Here is a 16,259-nt window from a genome sequence, read left to right as displayed (position 1 = left end):
TGCACTCCTGGCTCGCGGAGCAGCTGCGCGAAGCGGAGGAGCCCACCCCGGGGGACACGGCGGGCAAGCTGTTCGTCGCCCTCGACGGAGGGCAGGTCCCCGCCGCCGCCATGGGACCTCCGCCCCGGCGACCACCTGTTCCGACTCGCCGACCGACTCCTCGACTCCGCCCTGCCCACCGCCGCGGAGGCGGACGGGCGGTGACCCCCGGGCCGGACGACCGTCCGCCCGGGCGAAGCACGGACCCGCCCGACCTCGCGCACCGCAACGCCCCGAGAGGCGGCCGCAGTCACCATCCGGGCGTGCGGCGCAAGAGCCCCGGCACCGTCACCGCCCCGGCACCGTCCCCGCCTTAGCACCGTCACCGTCACCGGGCGACTTAGGCAACCGTCTAGGCGACTTTCACCGAAGAGGGACCGAGGCCCCCCGGACGAGACTCGACCCCATGGACAACACGCCCTCGGGCATCGACCGGGCCGCTCCCGTCGTCGCCCGTCGTGAACTGCCGATCAGCGCCCCGGCCACCGCCGTCTGGGACCTGCTGACCCACGTGCCCGACTGGCCGCGCTGGCAACCGGACATCGCCGAGGCCCGGGCGCTGACCCCGCTGACGACGGGCGCGGTGTTCCACTGGCGGACCGCCGGACTGGACATCACCTCCACCGTGTACGCGGTCGACGCGCCCCGCCTGATCCTGTGGGGCGGCCCGACCCAGGGCATCACCGCGATCCACCAGTGGACGTTCACGCCCTTGACGGGAGCGACCCTCGTCGCCACGGAGGAGTCCTGGGACGGCCCGCCCGTGCGGACCGACCCCGCGGGCATCGGGCAAGCACTCGACCAGTCCCTGCTCCAGTGGCTCCTCCACCTGAAGTCCGCCGCCGAGCGCACCACGCGCTGAACCCCGCCGCCCGTTCCCCTCCCCACCGGCCCGCCAGGAGCCCTGATGCGCAAACCACCCCACGGCGCCGTCCTCGCGGTACTGGCCGCCGCCCAGTTCACCGTCATGCTCGCCACCTCGATCGTGAACGTCGCGCTGCCGCAGATCCGCGACGGTGTCGGGCTCTCCGACGCCGCCACCACCTGGGTGGTGAACGCCTACGGCCTGGCCTTCGGCGCGCTGCTGCTCGCCGGCGGCCGCGCCGCCGACCTGCTGGGCCGGCGCCGCGTGCTGCTCGTCGGCCTGGGCACGTTCGGGACCGCCTCCGTCACCGCCGCACTGGCCGCCTCGCCCGGCGCCCTCATCGCCGCCCGCGCCGTCCAGGGAGCCGGCGCGGCGGCCGTCGCCCCCGCCGCTCTCGCCCTGGCCATGGGCCTGTATCCACCGGGCCCCGGCCGGAACAGGGCACTCGCGGTCTGGGGAGCGGTGTCTGCTGCGGGCGGCGCGGCGGGAGTGGTCCTCGGGGGGCTCCTGACCCAGGCCTGGGGTTGGCCGTGGATCTTCCACACGGTGGCGATCGGGACGTTCGCGGTCCTGGCGGCGACGGTCGCGTTCGTCCCGGCCACCGCCCGCGAAGAGGCGGCCCGGTTCGACCTCGCCGGCACCGCCGCCAGCGCGCTGTCCCTGACCGCCCTGGTGTGGGGCCTGACCACGGCCCGCCGCCTCGGCTGGACCGACACCCGCGTCCTCGCCGCGTTCGCCGCCGCCACCGCGCTCGCGCTGGTCTTCCTACGGGTCGAGCGCCGCAATCCTGCCCCCCTGGTGCCGTCGCGCCTGTTCGCCGGCGGGGGCGTGACGGCCGGGAACCTGCTGATGGGCCTGTTCGGCTCGACGTGGATCGCGCTGTTCTACTTCCTGCCGCTCTACCAGCAGCAAGTCCTCGGCGAGGACCCGCTGACGACGGGACTCGGCCAACTCCCGCTCGCCGGGGCGAACATGCTCGGGGCCGCGCTCGCCCCGGCCCTCACCCGGCGGGTGGGCCGCCGGGCCGCAGTGGTCGGCGCCCTGCTGACCGAGGCGGCCGGGATGCTGTGGCTGTCGCGGATCAGCGCCGACGGCAGCTTCCTCACCGACGTCCTCGGCCCCAGCGCCCTCGTCGGACTCGGCCTGAGCATTGCGTTCGTGCAGTTGACCGCCGTGTCCGTCGAAGGCGCCACCGGAGCGGACGCAGGCCTCGCGGGCGGTTTGGTCAACGCCACCCGACAGGTCGGCGGCGCCGTCGGGCTCGCGGTCCTGGCGACCGTCGCGGGAACCGTCACCGCCCACGCCACCGGGCACCGGCCCCACCCGGAGGCGCTGACCGCCGGCTACCGCACCGCCTTCGGCCTCTGCGCCGCCGCCCTGGCCGCCACCGCCCTCCTCGCGGGCCGCCTGGTCCGGCGCTCCCCCGCCCGCCCCGCGGCCAGCCCGACCCCGGCTCCGCCGGTTTCCGCCCGCGCCCGGCCCTGACCACCCGACCTATCCACGCTCCACCCCCACCTACCGAGAGGAACCACCGTGCTCACCATCGACACGACCGCCCCCGTCATCGTCCGCCTGTCCAGCGAGATCGACGCACCGCTGGAGACCGTCTGGTCCCTGCACACCCGCATCGACGACTGGCCGGTCTGGAACACCGACATCGACCAGGCCCGGCTGGAGGGACCGCTCGCCGAAGGCACCTCGTTCACCTGGCGCACCCATGGGCTGGACATCACCTCCACCGTCCAGGAGCTCGTGCCGGGCGCCCGGATCGTCTGGGGCGGCCCGGCCAACGGCATCGAAGGCGTCCACGTGTGGACCTTCGAGCAGATCGGCGACCGGGTGCTCGTCCACACCGAGGAGTCCTGGAGCGGCGCACCCGTCGAGGCCGCGGCCGACCAGCTCCGCGACGCCCTGCGCACCTCCCTGGAGGACTGGCTCAGCTGCCTCAAGAACCGCGCGGAGAAGCGCTCCTGACACCGGGACACCCGCACCCGGCCCGACCCGCCCCCTGCACCACCGCACCGAGAGCACGAGGAACCGACCGTGACCGCCAAGCCCTTCCTGACCGGCCACTACGAGCCGGCCGCCGACGAACTGACCGCCACCGAACTCACCGTCGACGGCACCCTGCCGCCGGAGCTGACCGGCCGCCTGATCCGCAACAGCCACAACCCCAAGCCCGGCGTCACCCCCACCCACTGGTTCAAGGGCAGCGGCATGGTGCACGGCATCCGGCTGCGCGAGGGCCGCGCCGAGTGGTACCGCAACCGCTGGGTGCGCACGCCCGCCCTGGACGGTGCCCCCTACATGACCGAGAACGGCCCGGACCTGACCGCCTCCACCGCCGGCACCCACGTCATCGAGCACGCCGGCCGGCTGCTCGCCCTGTGCGAGGCGAACCTCCCCTTCGAACTCACCGGGGACCTCGACACCATCGGCCCCTTCGACTTCGGCGGCAAACTGCGCAGCGCGATGACCGCCCACCCCAAGAGCGACCCGGTCACCGGCGAACTGCACTTCTTCGGCTCCTCGCCCTTCCCGCCGTTCCTGACGTACTACGTCGCCGACGCGGACGGGAACGTCACCCACAGCGCGGAGGTCCCCGGCGCCACCGCCGTCCTGAAGCACGACTTCGCGCTCACCCGCAACCACGTGGTCTTCGTCGAGGGCACCGTGACCTTCGACCCCGCCGAGCACTCCGGCATCCCCTACTCCTGGCAGGACGCGCAGCCGGCCCGGATCGGCGTCATGCCGCGCGGCGCCGACGGCGCCGGGAGCATCCGCTGGTTCCCCGTCGAGCCGGGCAACATGCTGCACGCCGCCAACGCCTACGAGGACGCCGCGGGCCGCATCGTCCTGGAGGGCCCCACCGTCGACCGCGAGGGCTTCCGGCTCTCCTGGAACTGGTGGGTCGGCGCTCCCGGCCGCGGCAGCGAGCCCAACACCCGCTCCCACAACCGCCGCTGGGTCATCGACCTGACCACGGGCCGGGTCGACGAACGCGTCATCGACGACCTGGCCATCGAGTTCCCCACGCTCAACGAGGACTTCCTCGGTGCCGAGCACCGCTACCAGTACGCGATCTCCTTCCCCGACCAGCACGGCGTCGGCGGCTACGGCATCGTCAAGTACGACCGCAGCACCGGCGAGCGCCGCATCCACCAGGCGGGCGACGCCCGCCTGCCCAGCGAAGCCGTCTTCGTCCCGGCGGCCGGCGCCACCCGCGAGGACGACGGCTACCTCCTCACCGTCGTCTCCGACCTCAAGCAGGACGCCTCCCAGCTGCTGGTGCTCGACGCCTCCGGCCTCGACCGGATCGCCACCGTCCACCTGCCCCGCCGGGTCACCGCCGGCATCCACGGCTCCTGGATCCCCGACCGCACCCTCTGACCCGGTCCCGGAGGCGCCCCGCCGCCCCCGGGACCGCCCAAGCAGACCCACCTTCGCCACGAAAGAGCACTGCCATGCGTACACCCGCCGCAGCCAAGACCGCAGCCGTCACCTTCGCACTCCTCCTCGTCAGCACACCCGCCGCTTCCGCCCTCACCGCAGACCGCCCCGCCACGGCGGCCGGGGCGGCAGCCAAGCACCCGGCGGACGTGCGGATCGACGAAAAGGCTCCGGTCATCACCCGCACCGACGTCCTGATCCACGCCCCGCTGCACACCGTCTGGAAGCTCCAGGCCGACGTCGAGAACTGGCCCGCCTGGCAGCCGAACGTCGAGCGCATGGCCAAGGACACCCCCGGCCGTCTGCGCCCCGGCTCGGTGTTCCGTTGGAGCACCGAAGGCCTCGACATCACCTCCACCGTCCAGCAGGTCGCCCCCGGCAGGCGCCTCGTCTGGGGCGGCCCCGCCCAGGGCATCACCGCCGTCCACGTCTGGACCTTCACACCCACCCCCGACGGCGTCCTCGTCCACACCGAGGAGTCCTGGACCGGCGAACCGGTCACCGCCCATCAAGCCCTGCTCCAGGCCGCCCTCGACAACTCCCTGCACAACTGGGTCACCAACCTCAAGCACGAAGCCGAGGCCGAAACCGCCCGGTAACCCGCCCGTCCCTCCTCGGCCTCCGACCCCGGCCACTGCCGGGTCGGAGGCCGAGGAGGGACGGCTCGTGGCGGATGTGCTGGTGTGGGTGATGCGGCGATTTCGGCGGCCGGGGCGAGTGCGCAGGCGAGGGCGAACGAACTCGGGGGCTTCGCAGGAGGGGGCGGAGGGCAGCAGTTGGCCCTGGATCTCGGCGGCCAGGCTCACGTCGGTGGTGCGATTGCCCCAGTGGTAGAGGTCGGTGAAACGCCGGTCGGCGACGATCAGGTACGCCAGCGCGTGCGCGGCCTCCTGCACCCGGGATCTCCCGGGGTGCCGCCGAATCTGCCTGTCGCCACTCTCGCAGATGGTCATGGTGAGGGGCGGAGCGTCGCGGGAGGCGAGAGCTCGGGCATGACTCTCCCGATGAGGCGTCAGGAGGTTGTGGTCGACCCCGGACTGGCCGCGGGTGACTCTGCCTCCGCCCGACCGCGCATGGAGGCCGCTCCGATGTCGTCGGGCTGAAGGAGCCCGGTGAGTACGCGGGTGAGGATGCGGTCGAAGAGCGATTCCGATGGATCCTCGGCCTCGGGCGGCTGCCCGATCAGGGCGGTGGCGAGGTGCGGGTGATGGCCCGCCATGGCGACCTGGGTGAGATATTCCGCCTGAGCCTGCTGCCACTGCGGGATGGTCTGCCCGGCGAGACGCTGGATCACCTCGGCGCGGGTCAGGGTGGAGACGACGGCATTGAGGATCGCGATGGCCTCCAGCTTGGTCCGGGGACTGACGTCGACATCGGCGAGCGCGGCCAGGGCGTGCTCCAGCCAGGTGACCGCGTGCGGCCCCACCGGGGTCCTCGCCGCGGTCGCGTCCAGCAGCCATGGGTGCGCGAGGGAGACGCTCCTGCTCTGCCGGGCCAGGGCGAGCAGGTCGTCGAGCCAGTGTCCGGAGCCGAGTGCGTCGTAGGAGATCTCGCCGTTGACCTGGTCGATCATCAGTTCCAGCAGTTCGTCGCGGGTGGCCACATAGCGGTAGAGGGATGCCGGCCCGGCCCCGAGGGCGACCGCCACGGCCCGCATGGTGACGGCGGGCAGGCCGTCCGCGTCGGCCAGGGCGATCCCGGCGGCGGCGATGCGGTCGCGATCGAACGTGGGCGTCGGGCCGCGTCCGGCGCGTTCGGGGCGCAGCCAGATGCTGTGGGCGGACGGCTCGGTCATGACCTCTCCTTTTCTGCGAACGGTGTATGCAGTATCTTAGGCCGTATTAACTGCGAACGTAGATCGCAGTAGATGAAAGGGTCGACATGCCCCAGGTGCAGCCGCAGCAGGAGTGGACGCCGACCCGGTACGCGCACAACGGCGACGTGCAGGTGGCCTTCGACCGACTGAAGGGCCCCGAGGGCGAACCGCTGCTGCTGATCATGGGGTTGGCCACCGCCCGGTTCTGGTGGCCGGCCGGACTGTGCCAGGCCTTCGGCGTCGCCGGGTTCGCGGTGGCCCGCTACGACCAGCGCGACACCGGCCAGTCGACCCGGATGCCGGACACCGCCGCCACCAACCCCTTCAAGGCCCTGTTCGCCAAGCGCGGGGACGCTTACACCTCCGAGGACATGACCGACGACGCCATCGCCGTGATGGACGAACTCGGCTGGGAGCGAGCTCATGTCTTCGGCCATTCCCTGGGCGGCGCGATCGCCCAGCGGATCGCACTGCGACACCCTGAACGGGTGCTCAGCGTCACCTCCTCGGCGGCGCTGCCCAGCGATGTCTCCGGGCTGGGAGTCCTGCGCTATCTGCGGTTCGGCCTGCTCGCCAAGCTCGCCCGGAGCAAGTTCCCCGAGGGCCGCGAGGGCGACATCGAGGCCGCCCTCACCGTCTGGCGCGGCATCGCCTCCCCCGGCTACCCCTTCGACGAGGCCGCGGCCCGCGCCTGGGTCGAGGCCGACGTGGACAGCGGCCCGCGCGACAACAAGGCGCAGAGCCGCCAGATCGGCGCCCAGTGGCACGGGCCCAGGCTCAGGGAGCTACGCCGACCCACCCTGGTCCTGCACGGCGAGCAGGACCCGATCCTGCGCGTCAGCGCGGGCCGCGCCACCGCCCGGGCCATCGACGGCGCCCGCCTGGTGACCTACCCGGGCGTCTGCCACGACCTCCCCGCCGCCCTGTGGACCGACATCGCCCGCCAGGTCAGCGACATGACGGCCCATCAGTTGCGGCCAGGCGTGTTCGGAGAGCCGCTGGGCGAGTGACAGCCCGGTGCACTCCGGCGTCGTGGGCACGGTGGCCATCCTGCCGGATCGCTGAGGCGCCGGACGCGGCAGGATGCCATCCGTCGTGATCCACTTCCCCCGATCGGCCCGTCTGTCACGCCCGTTGCCCCGGCCCGCCCGACAGTCGCGACCGCCGCCGAGCGCGAGCGGTTGAAGAAGATGGCCTACGGCCGCAAGACCCCGTACCGGTTACGGCGGCGGGCGAAGATCGTCCTGCACGCGGCACGGGGCGCTCCAACGCGCGCATCGCCCGCGAGACGGGCCTGCGCCTGGAAACGGTCCGCGCCTGGCGCGACCGGTTCGCCCACGGCGGGCTGCCCGGCCTGGCGTCGCCGAACCACCGCTCCTCCCGCGCCCTGCCTCACCCCCGGACGCCTGTCGACCGAGGAGCAGGCCGGACGCTTCCTGCGCTTCACCCACGCCACCGACCCCCTCTACGCCGACCTCGCCGAAGTCATGATCGGCTCCGGCACCGCGCCGACACCCGCGCCCTCGGCGACATCACCGGCAGCGGCGGCTACGTCTTCCACCGCCACGGCCGCCCCCTGCACCCCAAGAACGTCCTCGACCGCTTCCACCTGCTCTGCGACAAGGCCGGTGTCCCCCGCATCGCCCTGCACGACCTGCGCCACCTCACCGCCAGCTTCGCCACGGCCGCAGGCGTCCCCCTGCCCGTCATCTCCAAGACCCTGCGTCACCGCACCCTGTCCACCGCGCGGACATCTACCCGGACCTGACGCTCCTCGCCGCCCGCGCGGCCGTCGACGCCGTCGCCTGGATCCTCGACAGCGCCGACCGCACCGCCCTCGGCCGACCCGCCTGCCGCGCCCGTCGCCCCTGGCACCAGCACCCCCGCCCCCACCGGCAACTGCCCGCACACCAGCAGGCACGAACCGAAGGACCAGCGACACCGTGGCCGATGCGGCCCGGAGACCACCGTGCGACCACCAGCTGACCGAACAACAGAAAGAGCCGGCACTCGGTTTCCCAAGTACCGGCTCTCACAACCGACTTCACAGTCGGGACGACAGGATTTGAACCTGCGACCCCTTGACCCCCAGTCAAGTGCGCTACCAAGCTGCGCCACGTCCCGTGGTCTCGGTGCCTTCGGCGGGGCCTGGGGGGCTCTGCTGTGGGGCTTCTCGACCTTGTCGCCGTTGTCTCGGCGACGTGGAAAACAATACAGCACGTCGGGGGGTGCTCGCTGCCAGGTATGGCGGTGGTGTCAGGGGGTCGGGTGGCGGGCGTCGTAGCGGAGGAAGGCGGGGCGGCGGGCGGCGAGCAGGGCGATGGCGGCGACGCAGGCCAGGCCGCCGCTGATGACGGAGGTGGCGGGGTTGGTGAGGGAGGCGACGGTGCCGGACTCGAAGTCGCCGAGGCGGGGGCCGCCGGCGACGACCACGATGAAGATGCCCTGGAGGCGGCCGCGCATCTCGTCGGGGGCCGCGACCTGCATCATCGTGTTGCGGAAGATCATGCTGACGGTGTCGGCGCAGCCGGCGACGGCGAGCAGGAGGAGGCCGAGCCAGAGGTTGTGGATCAGGCCGAAGGCGGCGATGGCGAGGCCCCAGGCCGCGACGGCGGCGAGGACGGCCACGCCCTGGCGGTTGACCCGGCCGACCCAGCCGGAGAACAGGGCGCCGGTCAGGGCGCCCACCGCTGGGGCGGCGACCAGCAGGCCGACGGTGCGGGCGTCGCCGGCGTAGAAGGTGACCGCGATGGCGGGGAAGAGGGCTCGCGGCATACCGAAGATCATCGCGGCCAGGTCGGCCAGGAAGCTGGTGCGCAGGTTCGGCTGCTCCCGCAGGAAGCGCAGGCCGTCGAGGACGGAGGCGCGGCCGCGGCGGTCGCCGAGCGGGCGCATGGCGGGCAGGCGCCACATCGCGTACAGGGTGGCGGCGAAGGCCACGGTGTCGACCAGGTAGGCGGCCTGGGTGCCCCAGGCGCCGATGAGGACGCCGCCGAGCATGGGGCCGACGGTGAGGCCGAGGTTCATGCTGACGGTGTTCAGGGCGTTGGCGGCTGGGAGTTGGTGGCTCGGGACGAGGCGGGGGATCATCGCCGACCGGGCGGGCGAGCTCAGTGCGAAGAAGCCCGCCTGGACGGCGACGGCGGCGTAGAGCACGGCGACGAGGCCGAGCCCGGCGAAGGCCTGGGCGGCGAGGACGGCGGAGACCGCGGCGAGGCCGGCCGAGCCGATCAGGCCGAGCTTGCGCCGGTCCACGGTGTCGGCGATCGCGCCGCCGTAGAGGCCGAAGGCGACCAGCGGGAAGAGGGAGAAGAGCCCGACCAGGCCGGTGGCGAAGCTGGAGCCGGTCATGTCGTAGACCTGGACGGAGACGGCCACGGCGGTCATCTGCTGACCGATCGACGAGACCGCCTGCCCGAACCAGACGCGCCGGTAGTCGACGTTGTCGCGCAGCGGGCTGAGGTCGGCGAAGGCCTTGCGGTACCAGCGCGCGGACGAGGCGGGGAGCTCTGCCGACGCTGCGGGGGGTTCGACGGACGCGGCGGGGGGCTTCACGGCCGGGGCCGGGGAGGGATCACCCTCGGGGCCCCCAGGGGGCGCGGCCGGCCCCGGGGGCGCCGCGGGAACCGGGGACACGACAGGTGCCCGGGGCACGACAGGTACCGGGGGCGCGGAGGCGGCCGCGGGCGGCGCGGCATCCGAATTGGCAGGATGATTGGTCGACACAGCCCCCCATATTCGACCTCCGCCCGCGCGCCCAGCCCACCGGGGTCCTGGCCGAGCGGCCGCGGCCCCGCTGGGCTGGGCGGCCTCACCGGCCGGCCGCACCCCCGGTGAGCCGCGGCAGCGACGGCGGTGGCGGCGGCTACCGGGTCAGGACCTGCTTCTCGCCCGCCTCGACCACGAAGTCCAGCCGGTTGCCCGGCGGCGGGAAGGGGCATATGAAGTGGTCGGCGAAGGCGCACGGCGGCAGGTAGGCGCGGTTGAAGTCCAGCACCGTACGGCCGTCCGCGTCGGGCTCGGGAAGGCTGATGAAGCGGAAGCGGTAGGTGTCCGCGCCGCTGCTCGCGTCCGCGATGACCCCGCTGAGCCCGCGGCCCGCGCTGCCGACCGTCAGGGTGCGGTGCTCGCCCGCCACGGTGAAGGAGATCCGGCCGGTGAGGGTCAGCGGGCGGTCCTTGCCGTCCGCGTTGGGGACGAGGACGGCCCGGGCCTCGCCCTCGAAGGGGGTGTAGAGCGCCGGCACGGCCCATTCCGGCGAGTAGGGGTACGCGGAGATGCCGGCGAAGGAGTGCCGCCCGGGCGAGGCCGGGTCGAAGACCCGCAGGGCGAGTTCACCCTCGCGCTCGATGGGGACGAGCAGCACGTCCCCGACCGAGGCGGTGTCCGCGGCCGGGTCGGTGTCCGGGCGGAGCAGCACCTCGCCGTCGACCGGGGCGGCCGCGCCCGCGACGGTGATGCCGTCGGACGCCGTCGCCCGGAGCCGGACGCCCTCCGCGTCGGCCCACCAGCGGCCGGGCACGCCGGGTATCCCGGCGGGGTCCGGCTCCAGCCAGTGCGTACCGGTGAGCGCCAGCTGGCCGTGGCGGGCGCTCACCGCCGCAGCGCGGCCCTCGCTCCAGTGCTTCCAGTCCTCCGCGGCTGTCGCCGTCATCGGTGTGCCCTCCCAGTCGGTCCGGGCCCGCCGGACTGTCCGCCGGGCACCGGGGCCCGGGGGACAGTCCGGCACCACCCGTGCGGTGTCCGTCATCACGTCAACGCCGATCACCGGGGTGGATCATTCCCGGCAGGTCCGACGGGACGGACGGCGGGCCCCACCCGGGCGCCGAGGGGCGGGTCAGCCCTTCAGCGGCCGGAAGAGCCCCTCCTGCACCACGGACACGACCAGCTGCCCGTGGCGGTCGAAGATCTGCCCGCGCGCGAGACCGCGGGCGCCGTGGGCTATCGGGGACTCCTGCTGGTAGAGCAGCCAGTCGTCGGTCCGGAACGGTCTGTGGAACCACATCGCGTGGTCCAGCGAGGCCATGTCGAAGTGGCGCGTGCCCCAGAGCGGCTCGACGGGGGCGCGGACGGCGTCGAGCAGCGTCATGTCGCTCGCGTAGGTGAGCGCGCAGACGTGGATCAGCGGGTTGTCGGGCAGGGCGCCGTTGGTGCGCAGCCAGACACCGCTGCGGGCCTCGACGCCGGCCAGCTCCTCCTTGGTCCAGCGCAGCCGGTCGACGTAGCGGATGTCGAAGGGCTGGCGGCGGCTGATGAACGGGGGCAGCTCGCCGAGCCGGGACCCGACCTCCTCCAGCGCGCTCGGCAGGTCCTCGGGGGCGGCGACGGCGGGCATCGGGTACTGGTGCTCGATGCTGCCCTCCTCGGGGACGTGGAAGTCGGCGGTGAGGGCGAAGATCGAGCGGCCGCCCTGGATGGCGAGCACCCGGCGGGTGGTGAAGGAGCGGCCGTCCCGGATCCGGTCCACCTGGTAGACGATGGGCACGCCGGGCACACCGGGGCGCAGGAAGTAGGCGTGCAGCGAATGGACAGGGCGGTCGCCGTCCACCGTGCGCCCTGCCGCCACCAGCGCCTGGCCCGCGACCTGGCCGCCGAACGTCCGCTGCAGCGCCTCCTCCGGGCTGCGCCCGCGGAAGATGTTCAGTTCGATCTGCTCAAGGTCCAGCAGCTCGACGAGTTCGTCGACAGGGGTACCCATGCGTGCGCTTCCTCTCCGGGTGGCCGGCCCGGACGGAGGTGCCCGCCCGGCTGCCGACGCCCGTTCTATCGAATTCTCCCGCCCAGTCGAATCCTTCAGCGAGCCAGGGCATTCCCCTCGACCCCGCACCCCTCCACCGATTCACTCGAACGAGGGCCCATCGCTTCGAACATGCCGGCATAGGAGCTCCGCCCGGACACCGCGAACGCCGCAGACGGGGCACCGCGAGCGCCGTAACCGGGCACCGCCGGCGCCGCGAAGGGACACCGCGAGCACCGCCCGGACGCCGAAGGCTCCGCGCACGGACGCCGGCCGCGCCGCCGTCACAGACCCGACTGGCGGACGGTGATGTTGAGCCGGCCGGTCAGCCCGAGCGCCGGATCCGCCGTGCCGGGCAGCGTGCGCACCACCCCGTGGTACGCGAAGCGAGCCGGTCCGCCGAACACCAGCAGGTCACCGCTGCGCAGTTCCAGGTCGGTCCACGGCCGGGTGCGGGTGCGGGTGTTGCCGAGCCGGAAGAGGCAGGTGTCGCCGAGGGAGAGCGAGACCACGGGCGCGTCCGTGCGCTCGTCGCGGTCCTGGTGCAGCCCCATCTTCGCGCCGTGCGGGTAGTGGTTGACGATCGCGATGTCCGGTTCGTACCCGGCGGCGCCCGCGATCATGTCGACGGCCTCGCCGTACGCCGCGTCGACCGCGCCGCGGGCGAGCCGGGCGAGCTCCGGTGGGAACGCCTTGACCGGTGCGCCGTCGGCCGCGACGCGACGGTAGCCGTAGGGGTACCAGTCCCAGCCCAGGGCGACCATGCGGACCGACATCATGCCGCCGGTCGGCATCCGGACGGCGTGCATCCCCGCCGGCGGCCGGGCCCACTCCCGGCACGCGGCGACCAGGCGGAGCTGGGCTTCGGCGTCGAGCCAGCCGGGGACGAGCACCGCGCCGGGCGCCGGTTCGGACCGCTCGGGCACGGAAGCCCCGTCAGCGCCCGACCCGGCACCGGACCCGAGGTCGCGACCGGACCCGAGGTCACGACCGGCACCGGACCCCGGGACGCGACCGGCACCCGACCCGAGGTCGCGCCCGGAACCCGTACCGAACAGTTCGCCCTGGATCACGCCACCATCCTCCCGCACCCACCGGGCGGCCGGCAGGGCGAGCGGGCGCAGGACCGATCAGTCGCGGTCGGAGCCTCCACCGATCATCCCGATCTCCCGGGCACAGGCCGACCACGCCTCCCACCCCTGCAGATGGAGGATCTCCTCGGCCACGGTGGTCTGCTGGCGCCGGCTCGCCCGGTCGGGGCGGTCGGCGAAACGCAGACCGCCCGCCTCCTCCCAGGTCGGCGGCCAGATCTGCAGGCCGCCGAAGTAGCCGTTGCCGGTGGCGGCCCGCCAGTCGCCGCCGCTCTCACACTCGGCGAGCTCGTCCCAGATCATGTCCGCCACCGTCGAAGCGGCCCGGGCCCGGCCGGCCGGGAGCGGCGCTGCGGCCGGCAGAAGCACGAGGGCGAGCGCGACGGCGAGGACGAGGGCGACGAGGGGCGCGAGGAGGGCGCCGGCAGCCGAGGACCGCACCGGGTGACCGGTCGGTACGAAGGATTCACGGCTGATCCTATGAACGCTGAGAAGGCACAGCAGCCGACCCTAAGCGCACCTCTCCCCGGCCCGTCCCGACGCGCCGGACACGCCGACGGCCGCTCCCCCGCACAGCGGAGAAGCGGCCGTTCGAACAGCATGTCCGGAGTACGGCGGCCACCTGGAACAGGCGGCCCGGCCGAACCGGCGGCCCTGGTCGCACCGGAGGGCACGACGGACCAGAGGGCACGAGGGACGGGCGGGATCCTTATGGACCCGAGAGGTCCGTCGGACCCGAGAAGTCGGCCGACCTCGAGGGATCACACGGTCCCCGGGGATCAGACAGTCCCCGAAAGGTCAGACGGTCAGGGTCTGGCCCGGGAAGATCAGGTCGGGGTTGCCGCCGATGACCTTGGCGTTGGCGTTGTACAGCTCGTGCCAGTCGGTGCCCTGGGCAGCGGCGATGGTGCTGAGGGTGTCACCGGCCTTCACGGTGTAGCTGCCACCGGTGACCGGCTTGGCGTCGTTCGAGGCCGGAGCGGCGGGCTTCGCGGGCTTGGCCGGCTTCTCGGCCTTCCAGGAGGCGGCGGCGTCCGAGGACTTCGGCGCGGCCTTGGGGGCCTCGGCAGCCTTGGGCGCGGCCTTGGGGGCCTCGACGGTCTTCGGCGCGGCCTTGGGGGCCTCGACGGCCTTCGGCGCAGCGGTGGCGGCCGGCTTCGCGGCGACGGAGGTGTCGACGGCGGCCGGGGTACCGCCCTTGGTCAGACCGGCCTTGACGGAGCAGACGGGCCAGGCGCCCGGGCCCTGCGAGGCGAGCACCTTCTCGGCGACGGAGATCTGCTGCGCCTTGGTGGCCAGGTTGGCCTGCGCGGCGTAGGCGGTGCCACCGAAGGCGGCCCAGGTGCTGGAGGTGAACTGCAGGCCGCCGTAGAAGCCGTTGCCGGTGTTGATGGCCCAGTTGCCGCCGCTCTCGCACTGGGCAACCGCGTCCCAGGTCGAGACGGAGGCGGCGGAGGCCGAGTTGGCCGTGACGAGGCCGGCCACCGGCAGGGCCGCGACAGCGGCACCCGCGACAACAGCCATCCGAACGCGGTTGCGCTTGGTGACGGTGGAGGTGGTGGCAGCGGCGGTCTCGTTACGGAAGGTCATGAGGTTCCTCTCGACAGCCCCGGGCGGGCATGCGGAACCAGACCCTCGAAGGAGTCGAATCGCTCGCCGCGTCCATCGGGCGGCCGGGCACGTGTCGGACGTGCCGCGCCGCCCCGGCCACCCACCACGCACCGGCGACCAGATCGAGCGGTCGCATCGGTGGGCACGGCCCGCGCCGGGGTGAGCCGGTGGGCTGTGCGTCGGAGGTGAACCCGGGTGGTGCTCGTTGCACCGCCAATGAAGCTACGAGTCAGGTCGCCACGGAACCAAACACCCGACGGTCTGCCCAGCTCAGCAAGGCGTTACCGGCGGTAATGACCATGCAAGCATGTCCAGAATGTCCGATATAACCGTCATTTCCTAGATCAAACATTGCCCGGCCGTGACCCACCTCACGGTTTCATTCCGGCACTCCTGCCGCCGACATCGACAGATTGTGAGCATTCGACCACGTCACGCGGTCGGATCAGGGGCAATTCCCGTCACCCTCGGTGTCCACCCGTGACCCCTGCCACAGGGGTCCGTTGGTAAAGGCGGCCGGAAAGGCCCCTCGCCCCACCGCCCGTCCCGCCCCGTCCCAACCCGGTCCCACCCCCACGACCGACCCCGGCCCGACCCGAGCGCCCACCCCAGCGGCCCTCCACCCGATCCACCAGCTCTTCCAGCCCCACCAGCCCCACCAGCGCTACCCGCTCCACCTACTGCACCAGCCACACCCAGCCCCACCACCCGCTCCCCTCCCCCGCCCGCGTCACCCCTGACCGCCGGCGAACCCGACAACCGAGGAGTCCCAGTGCCGCGCATGCTCGCCGTCAGCGACGAGGTCCGATCCGAGATCGGCGACGACGAGGCAGACCGCCTGCTCGGCGGCGCCCACACGCCCGACAGCTACGAGTGCACGTCCTGCCGCACCCCCGGTGACTCGCTCCAGGAGCCCACCAGCACGGTGCTGTTCGTCGGCGAGGAGACGGCGGTGCTCGCCTTCGCCCATGCCCGCTGCATCCCCTCCCAGGTGGTGCCGGTCTCCGAGGAGCAGCTGGTGGGCGCGGTGCGCAGCATCAGCCAGGCGCAGACCGAGGCGCCCGCCGTCCCGGGCCCCGCGATCCCGGGACCCGCCGTCCCGAACCCGGCCCAGTCCGCCGGCGCCCAGGCCACCGCGCCCGGCCAGGCCGCCATCCTCGGCATCACCTGCGGGCTGGTCCTGCACGGCGACACCGGTCACGCCGCGGTCGTCGTCGAGCCCACCGGACCGGTCGGCCGGCCGGGCAACACCTCGGGCACCGACGAGTTCCTGGACCTCCTCCAGGACGCCGGCTTCCAGCCCGTCACCGACCTCGACAAGACGCCGGACCAACTGGCCGGCTGGTCCGTCCTGGTGGCGATGGGCAAGCTGCACGCGATCCTGCAGCCCGCGGCCGCCGGGGGCAGCACCGGCTGGTGGCAGGCCCACCAGCCGCTCCAGGTCACCGACGCCTGGAGGTTCGCCGCCAACCAGCTCACGGAGGTGACCATGTACGCGGTCCCGGCGGGCATGGTGGGCCGGCAGCCGCGCGAGGACCTGCTGCGCCAGGCGCTGGAGCGTGCCGTCGCCCTGGGACAGGTGGTCGGCGCCTCCCTCCCGCTCGCGGGCACCTGAGCCTCCCCGACACCCCCGGCACGCCTCGCCCCGCC

Annotated in this window: 16 protein-coding genes, 1 tRNA gene and 2 pseudogenes; 9 read left to right on the top strand and 10 right to left on the bottom strand. The window is 73.3% G+C overall.

Translation table 11 applies throughout. The annotated features are described in order from the left end of the window. Nucleotides 1-445: 445 nt before the first annotated feature. From ACIF6L_RS24605 to ACIF6L_RS24585, 5 genes are all read left to right on the top strand, one after another. Nucleotides 446-901, top strand: coding sequence for an SRPBCC family protein (locus ACIF6L_RS24605; protein ID WP_396491157.1), 456 nt, complete (start codon nt 446-448; stop codon nt 899-901). Nucleotides 902-946: 45 nt separating this feature from the next. After that, the gene (locus ACIF6L_RS24600; protein ID WP_396491156.1) at nt 947-2,389 is read left to right on the top strand and encodes an MFS transporter; all 1,443 of its coding nucleotides are present in this window, start codon (nt 947-949) and stop codon (nt 2,387-2,389) included. 48 nt (nt 2,390-2,437) lie between these two features. Next, nucleotides 2,438-2,878 carry an SRPBCC family protein gene (locus ACIF6L_RS24595; RefSeq protein ID WP_396491155.1) on the top strand — a complete coding sequence of 147 codons (441 nt, stop codon included), beginning with the start codon at nt 2,438-2,440 and terminating at the stop codon, nt 2,876-2,878. Between the two features lie 69 nt (nt 2,879-2,947). After that, on the top strand, nt 2,948-4,294 hold the full coding sequence (locus tag ACIF6L_RS24590; RefSeq protein WP_396491154.1) for a carotenoid oxygenase family protein: 1,347 nt from the start codon (nt 2,948-2,950) through the stop codon (nt 4,292-4,294). 74 nt (nt 4,295-4,368) lie between these two features. Then, nucleotides 4,369-4,953 (top strand): SRPBCC family protein, encoded by a 585-nt coding sequence (locus ACIF6L_RS24585; RefSeq protein ID WP_396491153.1) that lies wholly within the window; start codon nt 4,369-4,371, stop codon nt 4,951-4,953. Between the two features lie 95 nt (nt 4,954-5,048). On the opposite strand, the pseudogene ACIF6L_RS24580 reads toward ACIF6L_RS24585, so the two are convergent. Then, nucleotides 5,049-5,253, bottom strand: a pseudogene (locus ACIF6L_RS24580) (serine/threonine-protein phosphatase); the annotation flags it as partial. Nucleotides 5,254-5,366: 113 nt separating this feature from the next. After that, on the bottom strand, nt 5,367-6,149 hold the full coding sequence (locus ACIF6L_RS24575) for a TetR/AcrR family transcriptional regulator (protein ID WP_396491152.1): 783 nt from the start codon (nt 6,147-6,149) through the stop codon (nt 5,367-5,369). 86 nt (nt 6,150-6,235) lie between these two features. Between ACIF6L_RS24575 and ACIF6L_RS24570 the strand changes: the two genes are divergently transcribed. After that, nucleotides 6,236-7,180 carry an alpha/beta fold hydrolase gene (locus ACIF6L_RS24570; RefSeq protein WP_396491151.1) on the top strand — a complete coding sequence of 315 codons (945 nt, stop codon included), beginning with the start codon at nt 6,236-6,238 and terminating at the stop codon, nt 7,178-7,180. Between the two features lie 266 nt (nt 7,181-7,446). Continuing rightward, nucleotides 7,447-7,494: pseudogene (locus tag ACIF6L_RS24565) on the top strand (hypothetical protein); the annotation flags it as partial. A 141-nt stretch (nt 7,495-7,635) separates the two neighbouring features. On the opposite strand, the gene ACIF6L_RS24560 reads toward ACIF6L_RS24565, so the two are convergent. Beyond that, nucleotides 7,636-7,833, bottom strand: a complete 198-nt coding sequence (locus ACIF6L_RS24560; RefSeq protein ID WP_396491150.1) for a hypothetical protein — start codon at nt 7,831-7,833, stop codon at nt 7,636-7,638. Here ACIF6L_RS24560 and ACIF6L_RS24555 point away from each other — a divergent pair. Further along, nucleotides 7,747-7,938, top strand: a complete 192-nt coding sequence (locus tag ACIF6L_RS24555; RefSeq protein ID WP_396491199.1) for a hypothetical protein — start codon at nt 7,747-7,749, stop codon at nt 7,936-7,938. The genes ACIF6L_RS24560 and ACIF6L_RS24555 overlap by 87 nt on opposite strands. A gap of 282 nt (nt 7,939-8,220) precedes the next feature. On the opposite strand, the gene ACIF6L_RS24550 is transcribed toward ACIF6L_RS24555, so the two are convergent. The 7 genes from ACIF6L_RS24550 to ACIF6L_RS24520 all read right to left on the bottom strand — a co-directional run bounded on the left by ACIF6L_RS24550 (nt 8,221) and on the right by ACIF6L_RS24520 (nt 14,588). Continuing rightward, nucleotides 8,221-8,294, bottom strand: a tRNA-Pro gene (locus ACIF6L_RS24550). A gap of 132 nt (nt 8,295-8,426) precedes the next feature. Beyond that, nucleotides 8,427-9,725: an MFS transporter gene (locus tag ACIF6L_RS24545; RefSeq protein ID WP_396491149.1), complete on the bottom strand. Its 1,299-nt coding sequence runs from the start codon at nt 9,723-9,725 to the stop codon at nt 8,427-8,429. 310 nt (nt 9,726-10,035) lie between these two features. Then, nucleotides 10,036-10,824: a DUF1684 domain-containing protein gene (locus ACIF6L_RS24540; protein WP_396491148.1), complete on the bottom strand. Its 789-nt coding sequence runs from the start codon at nt 10,822-10,824 to the stop codon at nt 10,036-10,038. Nucleotides 10,825-11,007: 183 nt separating this feature from the next. Continuing rightward, nucleotides 11,008-11,868 carry an acyl-CoA thioesterase II gene (locus tag ACIF6L_RS24535; protein ID WP_352297673.1) on the bottom strand — a complete coding sequence of 287 codons (861 nt, stop codon included), beginning with the start codon at nt 11,866-11,868 and terminating at the stop codon, nt 11,008-11,010. Between the two features lie 323 nt (nt 11,869-12,191). Continuing rightward, the gene (locus ACIF6L_RS24530) at nt 12,192-12,833 is read right to left on the bottom strand and encodes an alpha-ketoglutarate-dependent dioxygenase AlkB family protein (protein WP_396491147.1); all 642 of its coding nucleotides are present in this window, start codon (nt 12,831-12,833) and stop codon (nt 12,192-12,194) included. 204 nt (nt 12,834-13,037) lie between these two features. Next, a complete protein-coding gene (locus ACIF6L_RS24525) occupies nt 13,038-13,439 on the bottom strand; it encodes a transglycosylase family protein (RefSeq protein WP_396491146.1) in 402 nt (133 codons plus the stop codon). A 357-nt stretch (nt 13,440-13,796) separates the two neighbouring features. Then, nucleotides 13,797-14,588 (bottom strand): transglycosylase family protein, encoded by a 792-nt coding sequence (locus tag ACIF6L_RS24520; protein WP_396491145.1) that lies wholly within the window; start codon nt 14,586-14,588, stop codon nt 13,797-13,799. A 793-nt stretch (nt 14,589-15,381) separates the two neighbouring features. Between ACIF6L_RS24520 and ACIF6L_RS24515 the strand changes: the two genes are divergently transcribed. Next, complete coding sequence (locus tag ACIF6L_RS24515; RefSeq protein ID WP_329490182.1) at nt 15,382-16,224, top strand: hypothetical protein; 843 nt, start codon at nt 15,382-15,384, stop codon at nt 16,222-16,224. Nucleotides 16,225-16,259: the final 35 nt, after the last annotated feature.

The organism is Kitasatospora sp. NPDC086009, assembly GCF_044540385.1.
Classification (GTDB): domain Bacteria; phylum Actinomycetota; class Actinomycetes; order Streptomycetales; family Streptomycetaceae; genus Kitasatospora.
The sequence above is the reverse complement of the archived record's forward strand: the minus strand, read 5'-3'. Positions and strand labels throughout refer to the sequence as shown.